Below are 14,837 nucleotides of genomic sequence, written 5' to 3'. Positions count from 1 at the left end.
CGGGCCTTGTTGTCGGCAATGCCGCTCGCGTCTTACGAAGCGAGCTTGCGCAGCACATATTGCAGGATGCCGCCGTTCATGAAGTATTCGACTTCATTGGCGGTATCGATGCGGCAGAGCGCGGTGAAGGTCAGCTTGGTGCCGTCCTTGCGGAGCACTTCGACTTCGACGTCCTGGCGCGGCTGAAGGTCGGCGACGCCCCGAATCGTGAAAGTATCGTCACCCGACAGCGCGAGCGCGGTGCGGTTCTGGCCCTCCTTGAACTGCAACGGGAGCACACCCATGCCGACGAGGTTCGAGCGATGGATACGCTCGAAGCTTTCGACGATGACAGCGCGCACGCCGAGCAGATTGGTGCCCTTTGCCGCCCAGTCGCGCGACGAACCGGTGCCGTATTCCTTGCCCGCGATCACGACCGTTGGCGTGCCATCGGCCTTGTGCTTCATCGCCACGTCGAAGACCGAGCCGACTTCCTCGCCATAGCGCGAGAAGCCGCCTTCGGTGCCGGGGACCATTTCATTCTTGATGCGGATGTTGGCAAACGTGCCGCGCATCATCACTTCATGGTGTCCGCGGCGTGCGCCGTAGGAATTGAAGTCGGCCTTGGCGACCTGATGCTCGAGCAGCCATTCGCCTGCCGGGCTGTCCGCCTTGATCGAGCCTGCCGGGCTGATGTGATCGGTGGTGATCGAATCACCGAGGATCAATAGCGGCTTGGCTTCAATGATGTCGCTCACCGGCGCCGGCGTCATGCTCATGCCATCGAAGTACGGCGGGTTGGCGACATAGGTCGACCCGGCGCGCCACTGGTAGGTGTCCGATCCGGTGACGTTGATCGCCTGCCAGTGCGCGTCGCCCTTGTAGACGTCGGCATAGCGCGCCTGGAACATGGCGCGGTCCATGCAGCCGGCCATCGTGGTAGCGACTTCGCTGTTCGAGGGCCAGATGTCCTTGAGGTAGACGTCCTGACCCTTGCTGCCCACGCCGATCGGGGTGGTGGTGAAGTCTTCGATCACCGTGCCTTTGAGCGCATAGGCGACCACGAGCGGCGGCGAGGCGAGGAAGTTCGCGCGCACATCCGGCGAGACGCGGCCTTCGAAGTTGCGGTTGCCGGAGATCACCGCGCTGGCGACGAGGCCGTTGTCGTTGATCGCCTTGCTGATCGGTTCAGCGAGCGGGCCGGAGTTGCCGATGCAGGTGGTGCAGCCATAACCGACGAGGTTGAAGCCAACCGCGTCGAGATGCTCCTGCAGACCAGCACGGATCAGGTAGTCGGTGACGACCTGGCTACCGGGAGCCAGCGAGGTCTTGACCCAGGGCTTGGGCTTGAGACCGAGTTCGTTGGCCTTCTTGGCAACGAGGCCAGCAGCAACCAGCACACCGGGGTTCGAGGTGTTGGTGCACGAGGTGATTGCCGCAATCACGACGTCGCCATCACCCAGATCGAAGTCCTTGCCAGCCACGGGAACGCGGGTGGGGGCCTTCTTGTAGGTGTTTGCCATGTCGGCGTTGAACACGTCGTCTACTTCGGGAAGCGAGACGCGGTCCTGCGGGCGCTTGGGGCCGGCGAGCGAGGGCACGACGGTCGACAGGTCGAGTTCGAGCGTCGAGGAGAAGATCGGCTCCACCGAAGGATCGATCCAGAAACCCTGCGCCTTGGCATAGGCTTCGACGAGTGCGATCTGGTCTTCTTCACGGCCGGTCAGGCGCATGTAGTCGAGGGTCTTGTCGTCGATGCCGAAGAAGCCACAGGTCGCGCCATATTCAGGCGCCATGTTGGCCAGCGTCGCACGGTCGGCAAGCGTCAGCGAAGCAAGACCCGGGCCGTAGTATTCGACGAAGCGGCCAACCACGCCATGCTTGCGCAGCATGTTGGTGGCGGTGAGCACGAGGTCGGTGGCAGTGACGCCTTCCTTCATCTCGCCGACCATCTTGAAGCCGACGACTTCGGGAATGAGCATCGAAACGGGCTGGCCGAGCATCGCGGCTTCAGCCTCGATCCCGCCAACGCCCCAGCCAAGCACCCCCAGGCCATTGATCATGGTGGTGTGGCTGTCAGTGCCGACGCAAGTATCAGGATAAGCGACGGTTACGCCGTTCTGGTCGGTGCTGGTCCACACCGCCTGCGCGATGTTTTCGAGATTCACCTGATGGCAGATGCCGGTGCCGGGAGGGACGGCGTAGAAGTTGTTGAGGCTCTTGGAACCCCACTTGAGGAAATCGTAGCGCTCCATGTTGCGCTGGTATTCGATTTCCATATTCTCTTCGAAGGCCTTGGGGTGGCCGAATTCATCGACCATGACCGAGTGGTCGATCACCAGATTGACCGGCACCAGCGGGTTGATCTTGGTGGTATCGCCGCCGAGCGTGGCGATGGCATCGCGCATCGCGGCCAGATCGACCACGCAAGGAACGCCGGTGAAGTCCTGCAACAGCACGCGCGCCGGGCGGTACTGGATCTCGTTGTTCGATTCGCTGGGGTTCTTCTGCCAGTCGACGATCGCCTGAACGTCGCCGGTCGAGACCGTGAAGCCGCCGTCTTCGAAGCGTAGGAGGTTTTCCAGCAGGACCTTCATCGAGAAGGGCAGGCGCGAGATGTCGCCAAACTTCTCGGAGGCCTTGCTGAGCGAGTAGTATGCGTACTCCTTGCCGCCGACGTTCATCGTGCTGCGGGCGCCGAGTGTATCCTGTCCGACCTGGGTCATGGCTGTGCTTCTTCCCTCCTGTCGCGGCCGTTGCTGCAAAGAGCCGCGCGGGGAATCGCGATAGGAAAACCCACGCGGCGCGGCGGAATACGGCCAGAAAGCGAGAGCGCGATGCGCGCAAACCCGCCCCTCGTCAAGGGCGGCAGGGCACCATTCCAGACCGCAAGCGAACAAATTTTCGCTTATTGATTTTCAGTAGCAACAAGCACTCAATTCGGCATCTCGGGGCGCGGCGGATCGGCATTGCGCCGGGTGGCATAGAGACACCCGGCGACGATCAGCACCACGCCTGCCAGCGTGGCCAGTGTGACTGGCTCGGCAAAGGCAATCCACCCCACGATCGCAGCCCAGATGAAAGCGGTATATTCCAGCGGCACAAGCACTTGCGCCTCGGCCCGGGCATAGGCCCAACTGAGCAGCATCAGTGATCCGGTGGACAGTGCGGCAGAGATGACGATGAGGCCCCACGCAGTCGCGCTGGGCCAGGGCGCGAACCACCACGCGCCAAGCCCAAGAAACAGGAATGATACCAGCGTCTGGAAGAACGCCACTTCCTCAGGCCCGGCAATCTGCGCCTGACGCCGCTGCAGGACAAGATTCCATGCATAGAGCACTGCCGAGACGAGGATGGCGATAAGGCCCTTGATCGCCTCCGCATCCGCGTGACCGTCAAACTTGCCCGACGCGATCACGACCACACCCACCAACGCCAGCACCGAGCCGGCAATGGCCGACCGCTGGATCTTTTCGCCCAGCATCACGGCGGCCAGATAGAGCGCGATGAGCGGCGCGATGAACGACAGGGCGATCCCTTCGGCCAGAGGTGTGCGGACGATACCATAGAAGAACAATGTGGCCATGCAGGCCGCTACCACGCCGCGCAGGACATGGACTTTCAGCGTTTCGCGCGCAGGCCAGCCATTTCCCCGGCGCAGCCACAGCGGCAGCATCATGGTGGACCCGGCAAGCCCGCGCCAGAACATCGCGGCATAGGCGCCCGAGAGAATCGAGGCGGCTTTCATCACCCCGTCCATCACCGAAAACAGGGCAAGGCCGGTGATGACCGCAAGGATGGGAAGAAGGTGGGCACGCGGCTTGTTCATCGCCGGGGCATAGGGAAATTGGTTGCGCGATGAAACCATCTTCTCCCCTGCCCCGTTAGTGATTCAGGCCCCAGTCAGGCGCAATGCTTGATCGACGTCCGGGCTTGGGGCAGGACACTGTAACAATGGCACGTTTCGCGCCGTCAGTTTTGCGGCGCGCGAAGACAGGGATCTGAATGTGAAGCGAGTGATCGACGAAACCGGCCTTACCGGGAAGCTTGGCCTTGCCATCGCCGGTCTCATGCTGGCGGCGCAACCCGTGTCGGCGCAGAACACCGTTCCGCCCACTGCCAAGGCAGGGCCGGTCGATCTGACCAAGCAAGCCATGCCAGCGCCGCAGGTCGCAGCCCCGGCCATTCCTGCTGTCGCTGCCCAGCCGCTTCCGCCCGTGCCCACCCCGCACTGGTCGCAGACCGATGCGCAAAGCCTGCTGGCCACGATCAAGGGCATCGGCAGTGAAGGCCTGTTCGCCAGGGATTACGAGCCCGAGGCGCTGTCTGCCGCCATCGTGAAGGGCGAAGGCCCGGAACTGGACGCGATCGCCACGCGCTTGTTCACCTGGCTCGCCGAAGACCTGCGCGATGGGCGCACGCCGATGCCCGCGCGCGTCCAGTGGTTCGCGGTCGATCCCGATCAGGATACCAACCCGACCGCGCTGATCCTCGCTGACGCACTCGTCCGCCGCGACGTGAAGGGGGCGCTGATGGCGCTGGCCCCCACCGTGCCCGACTACGCCGCGCTCAAGGCGTCCTTGCCCAAGGCGCAGACGCCCAAGCAGGCCGCACTGATCCGCGCCAACATGGACCGCTGGCGCTGGCTCTCGCGCGACCTGGGCACGCAGTACCTGCTCGCCAATGTGCCCGAACAGATGCTCCGCCTGACCGTACGCAACAAGATCATCAGCACGTACAAGGTCATCGTCGGCAAGCCGGGCAAGACCGCCACGCCGCAGCTGGCCGAGACAGTCGAGGGCGTGATCTTCAACCCCACATGGACGGTGCCGCAGTCGATCGTCGTCGGCGAAGGGCTTGGCGCGCGCCTCGTGAACAGCCCGGCCAAGGCCGCAGCAGAAGGCTACAAGGTGACCAAGGCCGCAGACGGCACGATCTATGTCGTGCAGCAGCCGGGTGACGGAAATTCGCTGGGCCGGATGAAGCTCGACATGCCAAACGAGCATGCGATCTTCCTGCACGACACGCCCAACCGCAACCTGTTCAACCTGCCCGCCCGCGCGCTCAGCCACGGTTGCGTCCGCGTGGAGCGCGCGACTGAACTGGCGATGACCATGGCGATCCTTGGCGCGGGGATGACGCCCGAGGATGCGGTAACCGCGCATACCTCGAAGGCCTATACCAAGGTGCCGATGACCAAGACTTTCCCGGTCTATCTCACCTACTTCACCGTCGCGCGCGACGTGACCGGCATGCTGCGCTCGTTCGCCGACATATATGGCCGCGACACGCCGGTTCTCGCCAGCTTTGCGCAGCCCCGGCAATTGCATACGACCCAGCGCAAGAGCACCGAAGAAGTGATCAAGCTCGACAATCCGTTGTAAGATGAAAACAAGGCTCAGCGTCTGCGAGCGCAAGATGCGCTACGCGAGCCGCGAGGATGCATCGGAGGCCGCGATCAAAAGCGGCCTCGTCCTCCATCCCTACAAGTGTGACCGCTGCTGGCGCTGGCACCTGACCAGCCGCACAAAGGGAAGGCTTCAGCCCAGGCCGAGCCTGTCGGCATAAATCAGACGCCCGCCCGACAGGTGCCACAGCGCCTCGTTGAAGTCACCCTCGCCCATAGCGAAGCATCCGTCAGAGCGGCCGAGTTTGCCCCATTTGTCGAGCATCTCGGGGTTGGCGTACCACGCCGGATGCAGAACTATCGCACGGTCGAGCACGTTGGTGTTCTCGGGCGACAGGCCACCGAGGCGGATCGAGGTGCCGTATTTGCCCTTGTACCATTCGTAGGTGACATAGGCCCCGCGCGACGTGGCAAGACTGCCGACCTCGTTCGAAAAATTCTTGAGGAAGCCGTCGTGTTCGGGGTCAGACCCCCGCCCATGCGCGACGAGGAACGAGCGCACCTCACCCTTTTCCAGATTGGCGAAGTGAAAGCGCGGGAGCGACGACGGCATCGCGAAATCGGCTATGCCCACCATGTCGGTCCGCCACAGCGCAGGGCGATGGCGCTCGACCAGGTCCTTGGCGAGGTCCAGCACACGGCGATGCTGTTCGCTGGGATAGTACGTCGCGGCCGCAACGCGCGGCGGGAACACGGCGGCCGCAGCGCTTGCCGCAACCCCTGCGAGAACCGTGCGCCTGTTTACCTCGATGCTCATGACCCAGTCCCTACCACGCCGACCCCTTATCCAGCGTGAACGACGCACATACTACGTATTTTCGACCAGATTTCCAGCATTCGCGCCAAGCTGAAGCAAAGCCGCGTCATCGACGCGCATGACCGTCCACCCATCCATGAACCGCGCGCCGAGCGACTTGTAGAAACCGATGGCCGGTTCGTTCCAGTCAAGCACCGACCATTCGAGCCGCGCACAATCGCGTTCCACGGCCAGCGCCGCCAGATGCGCAAGCAAGGCCTTGCCCAGCCCCGATCCGCGCGCCTCGGGCCGCACGAACAGATCTTCGAGATAGATCCCCGGCTTGCCTTCGAACGTCGAGAAGTTGTGAAAAAACAGCGCGAACCCTTGCGCCACACCATCCACTTCGCCGATCACGACTTCGGCATAAGGGCGCGGCCCGAACAGTTTTGCGGCGAGCGTCGCTTCGTCAAAGCGCACTTCGTGGGCAAGCTTTTCGTACTCTGCCAGCGCGCGGATGAGTTCCGCTATCAAAGGTGTGTCAGCCTGCAGAGCCGGGCGGATGGAGAGAGGCATCAGGTCAATAACTTTCCTACATCGCTGCGACCATCGACAACACGGAGGACATCAACGATTTGCGAAGCTTCATCAAGGCGATAGATGACAAGATAGGGCGGAACAGGCCAGACCCTGAGGTCGTCAGCAAGGAGGGTGCGTCCACTTCCGGCCTTTGGATATTCGGCCAACCTTGAAACGCCCTCATCGATCCGGTCAATCCAGCGATCCGCAAAATCCTCGCCTTCATCCGCAAGATAGAGCCAGATTTGAAAAAGATCGTCGATGGCTTTGGGCTTGCGAATGATAGTCCAGACCAGTTGCCCGCTATTCGTCATCACCGTCCCGCATATTGCGAAACCGCTGCTTCAGAGCCTCTCCACCTTCCCACGGATGCGACGCCCCGCTGGCGTCGGCTTCGGCAACCAGGTGTCTCAACGCCGCTGCCGCCTGCTCATCGTGAGTCCGCCGAGTCTTCCACTGCCGAAGCGCCTCGCGGATCACCTCACTGGATGAGGCATAATCGCCCGATTTGACCGCGCCATGCACTGAAGCCAGCAACTCGTCAGTCAATGCGACCGAGATTTTCTCAACTTTACCCATGACCAAATGGTAGCAAATATTGCTACCAACAGCAACTCGCTCCTACTCCGCCGCCTCGGTAGCATTGCCAGCGTCGGTGGTATCCGCTTCCATCTCCGCAGCCTTCGCCTCCACCAGTGCGACGATGTGGTCGAGCATATCCTCGGATTGCACGGTATGGTCGGTCACGCCCGAAAGGTAGACCATGTGCTTGCCGTTGCCGCCGCCGGTCAGGCCGATGTCGGTCTCGCGCGCTTCGCCCGGACCATTGACGACGCAGCCGAGCACTGAAAGCGAGAGCGGGGTCTTGATGTGGCTGAGGCGGCTTTCCAGCGCCTCGACCGTGCGAATCACGTCAAAGCCCTGCCGCGCGCAGCTGGGGCATGAGACGACGCGGACGCCGCGCGTGCGCAGGCCGAGGCTCTTGAGGATTTCGAAGCCGACGCGGACTTCCTCTTCCGGCTCGGCCGACAGCGAGACGCGCACGGTATCGCCGATGCCTGCCCAGAGCAGGTTGCCGATGCCGATCGAGGACTTGACCGTCCCGCCGATCAGCCCGCCCGCTTCGGTGATGCCCAAGTGCAGCGGGCAATCGACCGCATCGGCGAGGCCCATATAGGCCGCGACAGCGAGAAACACGTCGGAGGCTTTGACCGCCACCTTGTATTCGTGGAAATCGTGATCCTGCAGCAGCTTGATGTGATCGAGCGCGGATTCAACCAGCGCTTCCGGGCACGGCTCGCCGTACTTTTCAAGCAGGTCCTTCTCGAGGCTGCCCGCGTTCACGCCAATACGGATCGCGCAACCGTTGGCCTTGGCAGCACGCACCACTTCGGCCACGCGTTCGCTGCTGCCGATGTTGCCGGGATTGATGCGCAGGCATGCCGCGCCCGCATCTGCCGCTTCCAACGCGCGCTTGTAGTGGAAATGGATGTCCGCAATCAGCGGCACGCGCGCGGCGCGCACGATCTGGCGCAGCGCCGCGGTGCTTTCGACATCGGGGCAGGATACGCGAATCAGGTCAGCACCCGCTTCCTCGCAGCGGCGGATCTGGTTGATCGTGGCGACCGGGTCAGACGTGAGAGTATTGGTCATCGTCTGCACGGTAATCGGCGCGTCTCCGCCAACGGGGACCGCGCCAACCATGATCTGGCGGCTCTTGCGACGCGCGATATCGCGCCATGGACGGATCGAGGACATGAAGTCCCTATAGGGACTAGAGTGGCGGACTGAAAGGCATCTGCAACGCTGTCAGAGCTTGCGTGCAAACATGAACTCGGGATCGCAGTGATTGCCCACCCAGAATTCGATGTCGGCCACCTTTTCAAACCCGTAGCGCCTGTAGAACTTCTGCGCTTGCGGGTTGTCGGCATAGACCGAAAGCTGCATTTCGTCCGCGCCCCAGCCGCGCGCCTCGTCCAGCGCCCAATCCATCAGCGCCGCACCATGGCCGCGCCCGATCAGGTCCGGGTCAGTGTAAAGTTGCTTCAGTTCCATCGGTGCCGCGGCATCGGTATGGCTGGGCAGCCCGCTGGTGCGGACAAGCTTGCAGAACGATGTGAGCGCACCGTCCTGGTCGATCACCGCAACCTTCATCGCAGGATCAATGATTTCCCTGGCCACCTTGCCCTCGGAATGCGAGTCTTCCAGAAACCGGGCAAGATTTTCTGGGCTGTAGAGAAATCCGAACTTGGCGACAAAGGCACGGCGACCAAGATCGGCAATGGCGGCAACATCGGCGGGCGTGGCAATACGGAGCGTCATAGGCGCTCCATATCGCGGCACGGTCCGACAATCTACCGGCGCATTGCGGCCTTTATCCGGCGATCAGTTAGCCTCAGCCACCTTGACCTTCTTGTAAGGCACGAACTGACCGAGGCCGACCGATCCGCGCCAGAAACCAGCGCCGCGGTCAACCATGCGCACGATGTCGACGCTGCACAGTTGCGAGCCGGTGGGGTAAGTGACCAGAATGTCGTTGTCATTCAGCGACGACGCGCCGGAATCGGGACGGTTCACCCAGATCGTGCTGCCTGCGTCGTAAACGATGGCGGTCTTGTCATAGATCCGGGTCGAGTTGACGAGCGGCGTGTAGATGCAATTTACCGGCTCCCCGGCCACGCGCCCTTCGAGAGCCTTGGCAAGCTGCTGTTCGGGCGTGAGACGCGGTTTGGCGTCGGCGGCTGCTCCGGCAAGAAGCAGCGATCCGGCGGCCAGGCCTGCAGCGATCTTGGTCGCAAAAGTTTTCATGGCTGGCACTTCCTTTCAGGTCGATCTGTGATCGCTAAGCCGATTCGGCTGAACGGACGCTGAAGCTCAGCCCGTCCCGCCAACGGTCAGACCGTCCACCAGCAAGGTCGGTTGACCGACGCCTGCAGGCACGCTCTGCCCGCCCTTGCCGCAGACGCCCACGCCTTCGTCAAGCGCCAGGTCGTTGCCGATGCCGGTGACGCGGGTCAGCACGGTCGGACCATCGCCGATCAGCGTCGCGCCCTTGATCGGAGCGCCGAGCTTGCCGTTTTCGATCAGATAGGCCTCGGTGCACGAGAACACGAACTTGCCGCTGGTGATGTCCACCTGCCCGCCGCCGAACGACTTGGCGAAGATGCCATTCTTTACGCGGGAAAACAGTTCGGCAGGGTTGTCGTTGCCAGCGCGCATGAACGTATTGGTCATGCGCGGCATCGGGGCATGTGCATAGCTTTCGCGCCTGCCATTGCCGGTCGGCGCTACGCCCATCAGCCGCGCGTTGAGCCGGTCGTGGATATAGCCCTTGAGGATGCCGTCCTCGATCAGCACGTTCTCCTGCGTCGGCGTGCCCTCGTCGTCGATGGAAAGCGAACCGCGCCTCCCGGCGATGGAACCATCGTCGACCACGGTCACGCCATCTGCCGCGACGCGCTGGCCGATCCGGCCCGAAAACGCGCTGGTGCCCTTACGGTTGAAATCGCCTTCAAGTCCGTGGCCGATCGCTTCGTGCAGCAGCACGCCGGGCCAGCCGGGGCCAAGCAGCACTGTCATCTCGCCCGCAGGCGCGGCAACCGAATCCAGATTGACCAGCGCCTGCGCCAGCGCTTCATCAATCGCGCGGTTCCAGGTTTCCGGTGCGAACAGGTCATCATAAAGGCGGCGGCCACCGATTCCGAACGAACCGGTTTCACGCCGCCCGTCCCTTTCCGCCACGATCGAGACGTTGAGCCGTACCAGTGGCCGCACATCGTGGCCGACGAAGCCATCGGCCCGGACGATCTCGACCACCGACCACGAACCCGACAACGAGGCCGACACTTGCGCAACGCGCGGATCGCGCGCGCGCGCAGCGGCGTCGATGGTCTCGAGCAGCTTGACCTTGGCTTCGAACGGCACCGCATCGAGCGGCGAGGCATCGGTATAGAGATGACGGTTGTTCTGGCGCGGTGGCGGGGCCGCTTGCCCCTTGGCCGGATCGAGCAGCTTCAGCGTCTCGCCGGCCCGCGCAATCGCGACGGCGGAAATCTCGTTGGCATGGGCAAAGCCGGTCATCTCGCCCGAGATGCCGCGCAAGCCGAAGCCTGCATCGCGCGAATAATCGGCCGTCTTCAACCGGCCATCATCGAAGCCGAAGCTCTCGGACGCGATGAACTGGAGGTAAAGCTCGCCGTCGTCGCAGTTGCTGAGCGCCGAACGGGTGAGCCGCTGGGCATCATCGGGGGTGAGCAAACCGGAGCGGTAAAGCAGCGAACGAGTGTCGATCTGGGTCATCCCACCCGATATAGGCACTCCAACGCCAAAGCCAATGCGCGGTTTGCGTCCGCGCGCTTCTTCAGGCGGCGGCTGCGTTATCCGCCGGGCCGCCCCTGAGCACGAAGCGCTTGTCGCAATAGCCGCATTCGACATAGCCGCGCTCGTCAATTTCGAGCCAGACGCGCGGGTGGCCGAGGGCGGAACCGCCCCGGATATCGGAAGCGCCATCGCACTTGACGCGGGCATGATCGGTGAAGGCGGTTTCTGGCGGCTGAATCATGGCGGTGCGCTAGCAAATGCGAAGGGCACAGACAATTGCGTTTTGGCACGGGTTCGGGCAGGCACCGCCCCATGCAGACCAGTTCCGAACTCGCTCCCGCCATCCGCATCCGCGATCTTGTCAAACGCTATGCCCCGACCGGCAAGTCGGCGGGCAAGCTTGCGCTGGACGGGGTGAGCTTCGACGTTCCGCAAGGACAGATCTTCGGACTGCTCGGGCCGAACGGCGCGGGCAAGTCGACACTGATCAACACGCTCGCGGGCCTGGTGATGAAAACCTCCGGCTCGGTCGAGATCTGGGGCCACGACATTGATCGCGACGTGCGCAATGCGAAGGCCTCTATCGGGATCGTGCCGCAGGAAATCGTGTTCGATCCGTTCTTCACGCCCGCAGAAGTGCTCGACAATCAGGCAGGGCTCTATGGCGTGCCCAAGGCGATGCGCCGCACGATGGAGCTGCTGCGCGCGGTGCATCTGGCCGACAAGGCCGACGCTTATGCCCGTTCACTTTCGGGCGGGATGAAGCGCCGCCTGCTGATCGCCAAGGCGATGGTCCACCGCCCGCCGGTGCTCGTTCTGGATGAGCCGACCGCAGGCGTCGACGTGGAACTGCGCCGCCAGTTGTGGGAACTGGTCAGCGAAATGAACCACGAGGGTGTGACCGTGGTCCTGACCACACATTATCTGGAAGAAGCCGAGGAGTTGTGTGACCGCATTGCGATCATCAATCACGGCAAGCTGATCGCCAACAAGCCGACCCGCGAACTGGTGGACATGGCACGCGAAAAAATCGTCGTGCTGACCTTGGACCGTCAAATCGATGCTGCACCGCAACACCCCGCCTTCAGCAAGAGCGTAATTTCAGGCGAACGGCAGGTTGAAATCGGTTACGACAAGGATCGCATGACTGCAGGAGAAATCATGTCGATAGTTCAGGGACTGGGCTATGCGATCGTCGACGTGTCGACACGAGAGGCAGACCTCGAAGACGTGTTCGTCACTCTGACCAGCCGACCGCGCGAAGATGCCTGAGAGCTACTAAGACGTTTGTGTATCCTGTTTCCGGCGGCGCCATCCGCCAGTTTCGAGGCGCCGGACGGGGGTGCCGCAGTGCTTGCAGGTGCTGGTATAGGTCAAACCGTTCCAGTGCACTTCTTCCCGCACGGGACGGTGCCGGTTAAACAGGCAAAGAAGGCGGGATCCCGACACTGCAAACCCTTCGTCGCAAGCAAAATATGCGTATAACTACCTACCATGCTGCATGTGCGAGACAAGTGTCATACGCAGTTAACAACATTAACACGCCAAAAAGGGTTTTGCAGCCTGCTCGATCCAGTGGCCCTTTTATCTTCCGCTGCCGCAAGCTACGGCCGTCACTTGACCCGCAAACTGCGGAAAAACAGTTGGAGTTCCGCCCGTGAGCGGTGATCACGATAATGGCCATGACGTCCTGATCATCGGCTCAGGCGCCGCAGGACTTACCGCCGCGCTGGTGCTCGCGGAAACGTGCCGCGTGCTGGTGCTGGCCAAGGGCGCGCTGGATGGCGGCTCTACCAACTGGGCGCAGGGCGGTATCGCCGCAGTGCTCGATGCCGGTGACACCTTCGACGATCACATCCGCGATACGATGATCGCAGGTGCAGGATTGAACCGGCGGGAAACTGTCGAGTTCGTCGTCGAGCATGCACCCGCAGCGATTGCGCGGCTGGCCGATCTCGGTGTGCCTTTCAATGCCGAAGCGGGCTCGCTCCACCTCACGCGCGAAGGCGGCCATTCGCACCGCCGGATCGTCCATGTCGACGATGCGACCGGAGCGGCGGTGCAGAAGGCCCTGCTCAAGGCCGCGCGCGAGCATCCTAACATCACGATGTTGCCCGGCCGCACATGCGTCGATCTGATCACCGGGCACCACGAAGCCGCACGCTATTCTGGCTCGGGCCGGGTCTGGGGCGTCTATGCGCTGGATGAGGCGACCGGCAAGGTCGAGGCCCATACCGCGCGCGCCACGATTCTGGCGACGGGCGGCGCTGGCCGCGTCTACCAGTTCTCCACCGCGCCGCGCGGCGCAACGGGTGACGGCATTGCCATGGCCTGGCGTGCGGGCGCGCGCGTATCCAACATGGAGATGATGCAGTTTCACCCGACCTGCCTCTATAACCTGGAGGTCAAGAACTTCCTGATCACCGAGGCGGTGCGCGGCGAAGGCGGGAAGCTGATCAATCCGCGAACCGGCAAGCGTTTCATGGAGTTCTACGATCCCGCCCGGCTTGAACTCGCGCCGCGCGATGTCGTCGCCCGCGCGATCGACGCCGAGATCAAGAAATTCGGGCTCGACTACGTCCACCTCGACATCAGCCATATGCCGGCTGACTTCGTGCGCGGCCACTTCCCCAACATCTATGAGAAGCTGATCGGCCTTGGCATCGACATGACCTGCCAGCCGATCCCGGTGGTCCCTGCCCAGCATTACACCTGCGGCGGCGTGCTGATCGACCTCGACGGGCGCACCGACCTGCCAGGCCTTTATGCTGCCGGCGAATGCACCGAAAGCGGACTGCACGGAGCCAATCGCCTTGCGTCGAACTCACTGCTCGAATGCTTCGTGTTTGGCGATGCCGCCGCGCGCGATATCCTGCGCCGCTGGGGCAGTTTCGATGCGCCACCCGAAGTGCGGGCGTGGGACGAAAGCCGGGTCACCGATTCCGACGAGGAAGTGGTGATCAAGCAGAACTGGACCGAAATTCGCAGGTTCATGTGGAACTATGTCGGCATTGTGCGCACCAACAAGCGGCTGGAGCGCGCTGCGCACCGCATCCAGATGCTGTCGGGCGAGGTTAACGACTACTACGGCCACTTCCGCGTGACGACCGACCTGATCGAACTGCGCAACCTGCTACAGAGCGCGGAGTTGATCGTGCGGTCTGCCCGCGCCCGGCACGAGAGCCGCGGCCTGCACTACACCCTCGATTATCCGCAGACCGATGATGTGGCCCGTGACACGGTGCTTGTGCCCTAAGCCGCTTCGGCTTCGACGAATTCAGGATAGAATGATGGCGCGCGGGTGGACCAGCCTTGCGCGGTGGCGGCGGCCTCGCTGATCGACTGCAAAAGGTCACGGCGGCGCTGCGGGCGGATCAGCGGCAGCGCGGCTGCGGCGCAGAACGCCGACGGCAGCCACGGACGTGCCTCGGCGCCGAGCAACCGCTCGTACAGGAAGCGATAGGCAGAGAAGCCCGCGATTCGCGCCTGCGCCAAATCGAATGCGGAGATCCGCATCAGTCTGCCCATGAACGGTTCGACGCCGTCGAGGTCTTCGGCTTCCGGCAGGATGCGGCGCAGCGGGATCAGGTCCTGATAGAGCGCTTTTTGCTGGCGGATCGACGCGGCTTCGTCCTCGTCGCGTGCCCAGCGCGCGACTGCGTCACCCCGGCCCAGCGCAATATCGAGGCTCCGGCGAATGTAGCGTTGTTCGCAAGGTGCGAAGCTGGCGAATTCGCGCAATTCGGAAATCGTCATCCCGCTCGCATCATACCGCGCCATGATCGTACCCTCCTGCCGCAACGGGAATCGCTTCGC

The 14,837-nt window shown here is 62.9% G+C and carries 15 protein-coding genes; 3 read left to right on the top strand and 12 right to left on the bottom strand.

Going from position 1 to position 14,837, the window contains the following annotated elements; genetic code table 11:
* Nucleotides 1-32: 32 nt before the first annotated feature.
* Complete coding sequence (acnA, locus tag RM192_RS01725) at nucleotides 33-2,705, bottom strand: aconitate hydratase AcnA (protein ID WP_311505809.1); 2,673 nt, start codon at nucleotides 2,703-2,705, stop codon at nucleotides 33-35.
* Nucleotides 2,706-2,914: 209 nt separating this feature from the next.
* Nucleotides 2,915-3,808 carry a DMT family transporter gene (locus RM192_RS01720; RefSeq protein WP_311505808.1) on the bottom strand — a complete coding sequence of 298 codons (894 nt, stop codon included), beginning with the start codon at nucleotides 3,806-3,808 and terminating at the stop codon, nucleotides 2,915-2,917.
* A gap of 241 nt (nucleotides 3,809-4,049) precedes the next feature.
* Here RM192_RS01720 and RM192_RS01715 point away from each other — a divergent pair, with 241 nt between their 5' ends.
* A complete protein-coding gene (locus RM192_RS01715; RefSeq protein ID WP_311508545.1) occupies nucleotides 4,050-5,363 on the top strand; it encodes a L,D-transpeptidase family protein in 1,314 nt (437 codons plus the stop codon).
* 156 nt (nucleotides 5,364-5,519) lie between these two features.
* Here RM192_RS01715 and RM192_RS01710 read toward each other — a convergent pair whose 3' ends face one another.
* The 9 genes from RM192_RS01710 to RM192_RS01670 all read right to left on the bottom strand — a co-directional run bounded on the left by RM192_RS01710 (nucleotide 5,520) and on the right by RM192_RS01670 (nucleotide 11,262).
* Nucleotides 5,520-6,143 carry a murein L,D-transpeptidase catalytic domain-containing protein gene (locus RM192_RS01710; protein WP_311505807.1) on the bottom strand — a complete coding sequence of 208 codons (624 nt, stop codon included), beginning with the start codon at nucleotides 6,141-6,143 and terminating at the stop codon, nucleotides 5,520-5,522.
* A 51-nt stretch (nucleotides 6,144-6,194) separates the two neighbouring features.
* Nucleotides 6,195-6,698, bottom strand: coding sequence for a GNAT family N-acetyltransferase (locus RM192_RS01705; protein ID WP_311505806.1), 504 nt, complete (start codon nucleotides 6,696-6,698; stop codon nucleotides 6,195-6,197).
* Complete coding sequence (locus RM192_RS01700; protein ID WP_311505805.1) at nucleotides 6,698-7,015, bottom strand: type II toxin-antitoxin system RelE/ParE family toxin; 318 nt, start codon at nucleotides 7,013-7,015, stop codon at nucleotides 6,698-6,700. The genes RM192_RS01705 and RM192_RS01700 overlap by 1 nt, the downstream gene beginning before the upstream one ends.
* Entirely contained in the window at nucleotides 7,005-7,280 is a 276-nt protein-coding gene (locus RM192_RS01695; protein ID WP_311505804.1) for a type II toxin-antitoxin system ParD family antitoxin, read from the bottom strand. Before RM192_RS01695 ends, RM192_RS01700 begins: the two co-directional genes overlap by 11 nt.
* A gap of 42 nt (nucleotides 7,281-7,322) precedes the next feature.
* Nucleotides 7,323-8,459 (bottom strand): flavodoxin-dependent (E)-4-hydroxy-3-methylbut-2-enyl-diphosphate synthase, encoded by a 1,137-nt coding sequence (gene ispG, locus RM192_RS01690; RefSeq protein WP_311505803.1) that lies wholly within the window; start codon nucleotides 8,457-8,459, stop codon nucleotides 7,323-7,325.
* Between the two features lie 51 nt (nucleotides 8,460-8,510).
* Nucleotides 8,511-9,023, bottom strand: coding sequence for an N-acetyltransferase (locus tag RM192_RS01685; RefSeq protein WP_311505802.1), 513 nt, complete (start codon nucleotides 9,021-9,023; stop codon nucleotides 8,511-8,513).
* Nucleotides 9,024-9,086: 63 nt separating this feature from the next.
* On the bottom strand, nucleotides 9,087-9,509 hold the full coding sequence (locus tag RM192_RS01680; RefSeq protein WP_311505801.1) for a hypothetical protein: 423 nt from the start codon (nucleotides 9,507-9,509) through the stop codon (nucleotides 9,087-9,089).
* Nucleotides 9,510-9,575: 66 nt separating this feature from the next.
* Nucleotides 9,576-11,000, bottom strand: coding sequence for a metalloprotease TldD (tldD, locus tag RM192_RS01675; RefSeq protein WP_311505800.1), 1,425 nt, complete (start codon nucleotides 10,998-11,000; stop codon nucleotides 9,576-9,578).
* A 61-nt stretch (nucleotides 11,001-11,061) separates the two neighbouring features.
* A complete protein-coding gene (locus tag RM192_RS01670; RefSeq protein WP_311505799.1) occupies nucleotides 11,062-11,262 on the bottom strand; it encodes a zinc-finger domain-containing protein in 201 nt (66 codons plus the stop codon).
* A 71-nt stretch (nucleotides 11,263-11,333) separates the two neighbouring features.
* On the opposite strand from RM192_RS01670, the gene RM192_RS01665 reads away from it, so the two are divergent.
* Together RM192_RS01665 and nadB are read left to right on the top strand one after the other, a co-directional pair.
* Nucleotides 11,334-12,293: an ABC transporter ATP-binding protein gene (locus RM192_RS01665; protein WP_311505798.1), complete on the top strand. Its 960-nt coding sequence runs from the start codon at nucleotides 11,334-11,336 to the stop codon at nucleotides 12,291-12,293.
* A 385-nt stretch (nucleotides 12,294-12,678) separates the two neighbouring features.
* A complete protein-coding gene (nadB, locus tag RM192_RS01660) occupies nucleotides 12,679-14,277 on the top strand; it encodes an L-aspartate oxidase (protein ID WP_311505797.1) in 1,599 nt (532 codons plus the stop codon).
* Here the strand turns inward: nadB and RM192_RS01655 are convergent.
* Nucleotides 14,274-14,801, bottom strand: coding sequence for a hypothetical protein (locus tag RM192_RS01655; protein ID WP_311505796.1), 528 nt, complete (start codon nucleotides 14,799-14,801; stop codon nucleotides 14,274-14,276). The two genes, nadB and RM192_RS01655, sit on opposite strands and share 4 nt — an antisense overlap.
* Nucleotides 14,802-14,837 lie beyond the last annotated feature (36 nt).

This window comes from Novosphingobium sp. MMS21-SN21R, assembly GCF_031846015.1.
Taxonomy (GTDB): Bacteria; Pseudomonadota; Alphaproteobacteria; order Sphingomonadales; family Sphingomonadaceae; genus Novosphingobium.
This window is presented reverse-complemented; position numbering and strand designations above follow the sequence as displayed.

What these genes read in the sequence shown, in the direction of transcription:
- acnA (WP_311505809.1), bottom strand. Translation starts at nt 2,705, where the DNA reads ATGACCCAGGTCGGACAGGATACACTCGGCGCCCGCAGCACGATGAAC.
- RM192_RS01720 (WP_311505808.1), bottom strand. Translation starts at nt 3,808, where the DNA reads ATGAACAAGCCGCGTGCCCACCTTCTTCCCATCCTTGCGGTCATCACC.
- RM192_RS01715 (WP_311508545.1), top strand. Translation starts at nt 4,050, where the DNA reads ATGCTGGCGGCGCAACCCGTGTCGGCGCAGAACACCGTTCCGCCCACT.
- RM192_RS01710 (WP_311505807.1), bottom strand. Translation starts at nt 6,143, where the DNA reads ATGAGCATCGAGGTAAACAGGCGCACGGTTCTCGCAGGGGTTGCGGCA.
- RM192_RS01705 (WP_311505806.1), bottom strand. Translation starts at nt 6,698, where the DNA reads ATGCCTCTCTCCATCCGCCCGGCTCTGCAGGCTGACACACCTTTGATA.
- RM192_RS01700 (WP_311505805.1), bottom strand. Translation starts at nt 7,015, where the DNA reads ATGACGAATAGCGGGCAACTGGTCTGGACTATCATTCGCAAGCCCAAA.
- RM192_RS01695 (WP_311505804.1), bottom strand. Translation starts at nt 7,280, where the DNA reads ATGGGTAAAGTTGAGAAAATCTCGGTCGCATTGACTGACGAGTTGCTG.
- ispG (WP_311505803.1), bottom strand. Translation starts at nt 8,459, where the DNA reads ATGTCCTCGATCCGTCCATGGCGCGATATCGCGCGTCGCAAGAGCCGC.
- RM192_RS01685 (WP_311505802.1), bottom strand. Translation starts at nt 9,023, where the DNA reads ATGACGCTCCGTATTGCCACGCCCGCCGATGTTGCCGCCATTGCCGAT.
- RM192_RS01680 (WP_311505801.1), bottom strand. Translation starts at nt 9,509, where the DNA reads ATGAAAACTTTTGCGACCAAGATCGCTGCAGGCCTGGCCGCCGGATCG.
- tldD (WP_311505800.1), bottom strand. Translation starts at nt 11,000, where the DNA reads ATGACCCAGATCGACACTCGTTCGCTGCTTTACCGCTCCGGTTTGCTC.
- RM192_RS01670 (WP_311505799.1), bottom strand. Translation starts at nt 11,262, where the DNA reads ATGATTCAGCCGCCAGAAACCGCCTTCACCGATCATGCCCGCGTCAAG.
- RM192_RS01665 (WP_311505798.1), top strand. Translation starts at nt 11,334, where the DNA reads ATGCAGACCAGTTCCGAACTCGCTCCCGCCATCCGCATCCGCGATCTT.
- RM192_RS01655 (WP_311505796.1), bottom strand. Translation starts at nt 14,801, where the DNA reads ATGGCGCGGTATGATGCGAGCGGGATGACGATTTCCGAATTGCGCGAA.